This is a genomic window from Streptomyces ipomoeae 91-03, assembly GCF_000317595.1.
Taxonomy (GTDB): domain Bacteria; phylum Actinomycetota; class Actinomycetes; order Streptomycetales; family Streptomycetaceae; genus Streptomyces; species Streptomyces ipomoeae.
Genome location: NZ_AEJC01000335.1, coordinates 1 through 4767 on the forward strand (window position 1 = coordinate 1; position 4767 = coordinate 4767).

Below are 4767 nucleotides of genomic sequence, written 5' to 3' on the forward strand. Positions count from 1 at the left end.
GACCGTAGCGGCTGCCTCGCGACCACCTCGCCACGCCGCTAACTCGCGAAGCCCGTTCCGAAGCGCGCCCCGTTCTCCGGTGCCTTGAGCACGGCCGGGCCGAAGGATGTGATGTTCGTCGTGACCAGGCCGTTCTTCGAGCCGCGGAAGAGCCAGGCCGCGCCCGAGTTCTCGTACGTGCCGTCCTCGCCCGGCGCCCCGACGGCGAGGTCGGCGCGGTTGTTGGCGTTGACGTCGAGGAGGGACACGGACGCGCCGAAGGTGTCGCCGGCCTCGGAGGCGCCGGGGACGCCGGAGTCCGACTGGTCGAAGGCCTGCGCGCCGGTGCCGGTGAGGCCGGAGGAGCCACCCTTGAGGAGGACGACGGAGCCGGCGTCCTTGATGGAGCCGATGTCCTCGCCGGGGACGCCGACCGCGATGTCGGGGTAGCCGTCACCGGTCACGTCACCGGCGGCCACCGAGTAGCCGAACTGGTCACCGTTCAGGTCGCTGCTGGGGTTCTCGGCCTCGGAGACCCCGGGGACGCCCTTGGTGTCCTGGGTGATCTTCGTCGTACGGGTGGACGGACCGTTCGCGGAGCCGTAGACGACGCGGACGTTGCCGGCCTCGCTGTTCATCACCTCCGAGACATGGCCGACGTCGCGGGCGACGTAGTCCCCGTATCCGTCCTTGTTCACGTCGGCGATGACACCGCCGAGGGTGTAGTAGCCGGTGGACCGGGCGGTCTGGCTCACGCCCGTGGAGGTGCCCTTGCGCCACTGGGCCTGGTACGACATCTCCTCGAAGCCGCCGGTGGTGATGAGGTCGTCCTTGCCGTCGCCGTTCGTGTCGCCGACGGTGATGCCCCAGACCTCGTCCTCCTCGTCGATGGCGAGGGTCGTGGTGCCGGCGGCGACGCCCGCGCGGGTGAAGGGGCCGAGCTTGATCTGGACGCCGCCGTCGCCGGTGGTGACGAGGTCGCCCTTGCCGTCGCCGTTGAAGTCGGCGCCGACCGCGCGGTTCACCTTGCCGGGGAGCGCGGTGGCCGAGGTGAGCCCGCTCGCCGAACCCCACAGGACCACGTCGCTGTCGCCGAAGCCGCCGACCGCGAGGTCGGTGTAGCCGTCGCCGTCGAGGTCCCGCGCGGTCGTGCTCCACCCGAAGTAGTTGCCCGACTTCGTGCTCTCCGGCAGCCACGACGTGGTGCGCGAGACGACCTGCGGGTGCGCGGTGTCGGCGCCCGCCGTGGAGCCGTACACGATCGAGACGTAGCCCGCGCTCTCGACGCCGGCGACGGTGGCGCTGGGCGCGTTGATCACGAGGTCGGCGAAGCCGTCGCCGTTGAAGTCGGCGATCGGCGCCTTCGGCGCGGCGGTCGCCGGAGCGGCGGCCACGAGCGGCACGGCCAGCAGCGCGGCGGCGACGGCGGCACAGCTCGCGACCGTACGACTGCTCGCGACCGTACGACGGCTCATGCGAAGGGGCACAGGAACTCCAGTGGTTGGGCTCGGGGTACGTCGGCGGTATGCCCGGCGGGACGCCGGACGTACGTCGGCCGTACGTCGTCAGTACGTCGGTTGTTCACCTTCGATCGTTTGGACGAACGGGGGTGCGAAACGGTTGTGCTTCCTGGGGTGATCACGCTTGCGAGAGCCCCGAACGTAGCGTTCCCATTCGATTACAGTGCTGGACTGTTGAGAGGGGTGGGCGTACGTATGTACTTACGTACTGACGTACGGGGTGGTGCCGTGAGGAGGCCGGGGTGGGTGCGACAGCCGGTGCCGTCTGGGGGCGGGCGGAGCAGCAGGACTTCCGCAGCCGGGTGCGCGGAACGCTGCTGGGCGCCGCCGTCGGCGATGCCCTCGGCGCGCCGGTCGACGGGCTGGCCCTGGCCGAGATCGGCGAGACGTACGGTCCCGAGGGACTGACCGACCTGGCGCCCGCCTACGGCAGACGCGGCGCGGTGACCGACCTGACCCAGCTCACCCTGTTCACCGTCGACGGTCTCATCCGCGCCCAGGTGCGGCGCGACACCGGCGCCTGGCATCCGCCGACGGATCTGCACCGCGCGTATCTGCGCTGGGCGGCCACCCAGCGTGACTGGGGCCCCGACGAACGCCGCAAGGACGACGGCTGGTTGGCCCGCGAAGAATGGCTCTACGCCCGCCGTGACCCGTCCCACGCCTGCCTCCTCGGCTTCGGCGACGAGATGATGGGCACCCTCGACGCCCCCAAGAACCCCGGCGAGCCCGGCGCGGAGGCGGCGGCCCGCTCGGCCCCCTTCGGTCTGCTGGTCGGCTGGGAGCCGCAACTCGTCTTCCAGCTCGCCGTCGAGTGCGCCGCCCAGACCCACGGCCACCCGACCGCCTACCTCACGGCCGGCTCGTACGCCGTCATCGTCCACTCCCTCGCGCGGGGCGAGAGCCTGGACGCCGCCGTCCAGAAGACCCTGGTCCTGCTGGCCGCCCGCCCCGGCCACCAGCCCGTTTCCGACGCCCTCCAGCAGGCGGTGACCGCCGTCCGCCAGGGCCCGCCCTCCGCGGCCCTGGTCGAGGCCCTGGCGGGCAACGCCACCGCCGAACGCCTCCTCGCCGTCGCCGTCTACTGCACCCTCGTCGGCGAGGACGTCCGCCACGGCCTCTGTCTGTCCGTCAACCACAGCGGCCCCTCCACCGCCACCGGCACCCTCACCGGCGGCCTCCTGGGCGCCCTCCACGGCGAAACGGCGTTGCCCCCGGCGTGGCTGGCGGAGTTGGAGGGCCGCCCGACGCTACTGGTCCTCGCGGACGACTTCGCGCTGGAGATGACCCAGGGACCGGCCTTGCACGGGCCGGGTGGTGCGTCGCCGGGGTGGTTGGCGCGGTATCCGCGGGGATGAGCTCCCGGGCCGTTGTGAGCCCTGCGGCGCGGTAGCGTGTCGATCATGGCGGACTGGGAGATACGACAGGCGACGGCGACGGACGTCGAGGCCATCGCCGAGCTACGAGCCGTGGTCATGCGGCCCGACCTGGAACGCCTCGGCCGCTACGACCCCCACCGCGTCCGCCAACGCCTCCGCGACGCCTTCGACCCCGAGCACACCTGGGTGATCGAGGTGAGCGGCACCTTCGCCGGCTCCATCGCCCTGCGCCCAGCCCCCGACTCCCACTGGCTGGAGCACTTCTACCTCTCCCGCCACCTCCAGGGCACCGGCATCGGTACGGCCGTACTCCGCGACCTGCTGTCCCGGTGCGACCGCGAGGACCTGGTGATCCGCCTGAACGTCCTCCAGGGCAGTCCGGCCCGCCGACTGTACGAGCGGCATGGGTTCACGCTGGAGACGGAGGATGCGGTGGATGTGTTCATGGTGCGTGAGCCGGGAGCCGAGTGAGGTTTTCGCATGAGGTGACGGCAACCGTCACCGTTCTGTCGTTCCCTCGCCTGTCGTTCCCCCGTCTGTCGTTTCCCCGTCCCAGACCTTCTCGAGAGCGGTCCGCGCGCCCTCGCCCAGTACCTGGTGCACGGTCGCGCCCGGCAGGGCAGGCAGGGCCGCCCAGTGGGTGACGGGTTCGTCGCAGGGGCGGCCGTAGGGGAGGCGGACGACGCGGTCGGAGTCGACGAAGCAGTCGTGGTGCTCGGTGCCGTCCTCGCCGAAGTGGAGGGTGGTGAAGTACATGGGCAACACCAGCCAGAAGTCCTGCCCGTTCACCTCATCGGGCTCCGCCTCGCTGTCGGGCGGGTAACGGCCCACCACGGCCGCCGCCACGGGCGTACCGCTTTTCGGCAGCCTGTCGCGTACGTCCACCCACTCCACCACCGCGTCCATGTCCACCCCCGGCTCAGGACCGCCGTCAGATACGGCCATTCTCGTCACTCGGGCCCGGCGTGCGCCACGACTTGACCGGGCCCGGACCCGGGGCCGATCAGTGATGCGTACGGCTCGTCCTCCGCCCCGGACACAAGGACGAAGTCCTTGCCCGGGCCCACCGCCACCTCCCACAGACGGGCCAAGGCCTCGGCCTCGCCGGGGAGTTCGAGGCCCAGCGCCGCCGCGGCCCGGTCACGGCGGGCCGGCAGGTCCGGCATGTCCGCCAGGTATTCGGCCGCCAACTCCCGGCTCTCCTCCGCCGTGAACGCCCGGCAGCCGCGCCGCCACGGGGCGACCAGCAGCAGCCGTATCAGCTCGGGCAGGCCCATCGCGACGAGGGCCGCGCCACCCTCGGAGTCGGCGTAGAGGACGGGGCGCTCCTCACCGCCGTCACCGCAGAAGAAGAACGTGCCCCCGGCACCGTCACCCGCGAAGCTCTCCAACGCCGCGCCCGAAGCAAGGCGCACCTCCTCGACGTGGTCGTCACCCCGCTCCAGCTCGAAGTCACCCGGCCAGGCCAGGAATTCGGCGGCCTCGCCCTGCTCACGAATGACGGTGATCAGTGATCGCATACGCGCCACCCTAAAACCGCCCACTGACAACCCCCGCCCACCACCGGCCCCGCAACAGCGCCCGCTTGGCCGCCGTCCCACCGGCAGCGCGCTTGCCCGGCCGCCGCCCCAACCTCGGCAGCGCTCACCGGGCCGGCGTCCCACTGGTAGCGTCCGTCGGCCCGCCGGCCCCACCGGTAGCGTCCGCCTGGCTGTCGCCCCACCGGCAAACGCCGACGCGGCCACCGCCACCACCGGCAAACGCCGACGCGGCCACCGCCACCACCGGCAATGTCCGCCCGGCCGTCGGCCCCATCGGCAGCGCTCGCCCGGCCACCGCCCCACCGCCAACGTCCGCCCGGCCGCCGGCCCCTCGGCTGCGCTCGCCCG

At 72.2% G+C, this 4767-nt stretch carries 5 protein-coding genes; 2 read left to right on the forward strand and 3 right to left on the reverse strand.

Going from position 1 to position 4767, the window contains the following annotated elements:
- Positions 1–38: 38 nt before the first annotated feature.
- On the reverse strand, positions 39–1454 hold the full coding sequence (locus tag STRIP9103_RS21930) for an FG-GAP-like repeat-containing protein (protein ID WP_048820735.1): 1416 nt from the start codon (positions 1452–1454) through the stop codon (positions 39–41).
- Positions 1455–1741: 287 nt separating this feature from the next.
- On the opposite strand from STRIP9103_RS21930, the gene STRIP9103_RS21935 reads away from it, so the two are divergent.
- Both STRIP9103_RS21935 and STRIP9103_RS21940 read left to right on the forward strand, forming a co-directional pair.
- Positions 1742–2857 (forward strand): ADP-ribosylglycohydrolase family protein, encoded by a 1116-nt coding sequence (locus STRIP9103_RS21935; RefSeq protein WP_009317934.1) that lies wholly within the window; start codon positions 1742–1744, stop codon positions 2855–2857.
- A 45-nt stretch (positions 2858–2902) separates the two neighbouring features.
- On the forward strand, positions 2903–3349 hold the full coding sequence (locus tag STRIP9103_RS21940) for a GNAT family N-acetyltransferase (RefSeq protein WP_048820736.1): 447 nt from the start codon (positions 2903–2905) through the stop codon (positions 3347–3349).
- A gap of 27 nt (positions 3350–3376) precedes the next feature.
- Here STRIP9103_RS21940 and STRIP9103_RS21945 read toward each other — a convergent pair whose 3' ends face one another.
- Complete coding sequence (locus STRIP9103_RS21945; RefSeq protein ID WP_309474652.1) at positions 3377–3823, reverse strand: AQJ64_40280 family protein; 447 nt, start codon at positions 3821–3823, stop codon at positions 3377–3379.
- Positions 3824–3828: 5 nt separating this feature from the next.
- The gene (locus tag STRIP9103_RS21950; protein WP_009317943.1) at positions 3829–4398 is read right to left on the reverse strand and encodes a hypothetical protein; all 570 of its coding nucleotides are present in this window, start codon (positions 4396–4398) and stop codon (positions 3829–3831) included.
- Positions 4399–4767: the final 369 nt, after the last annotated feature.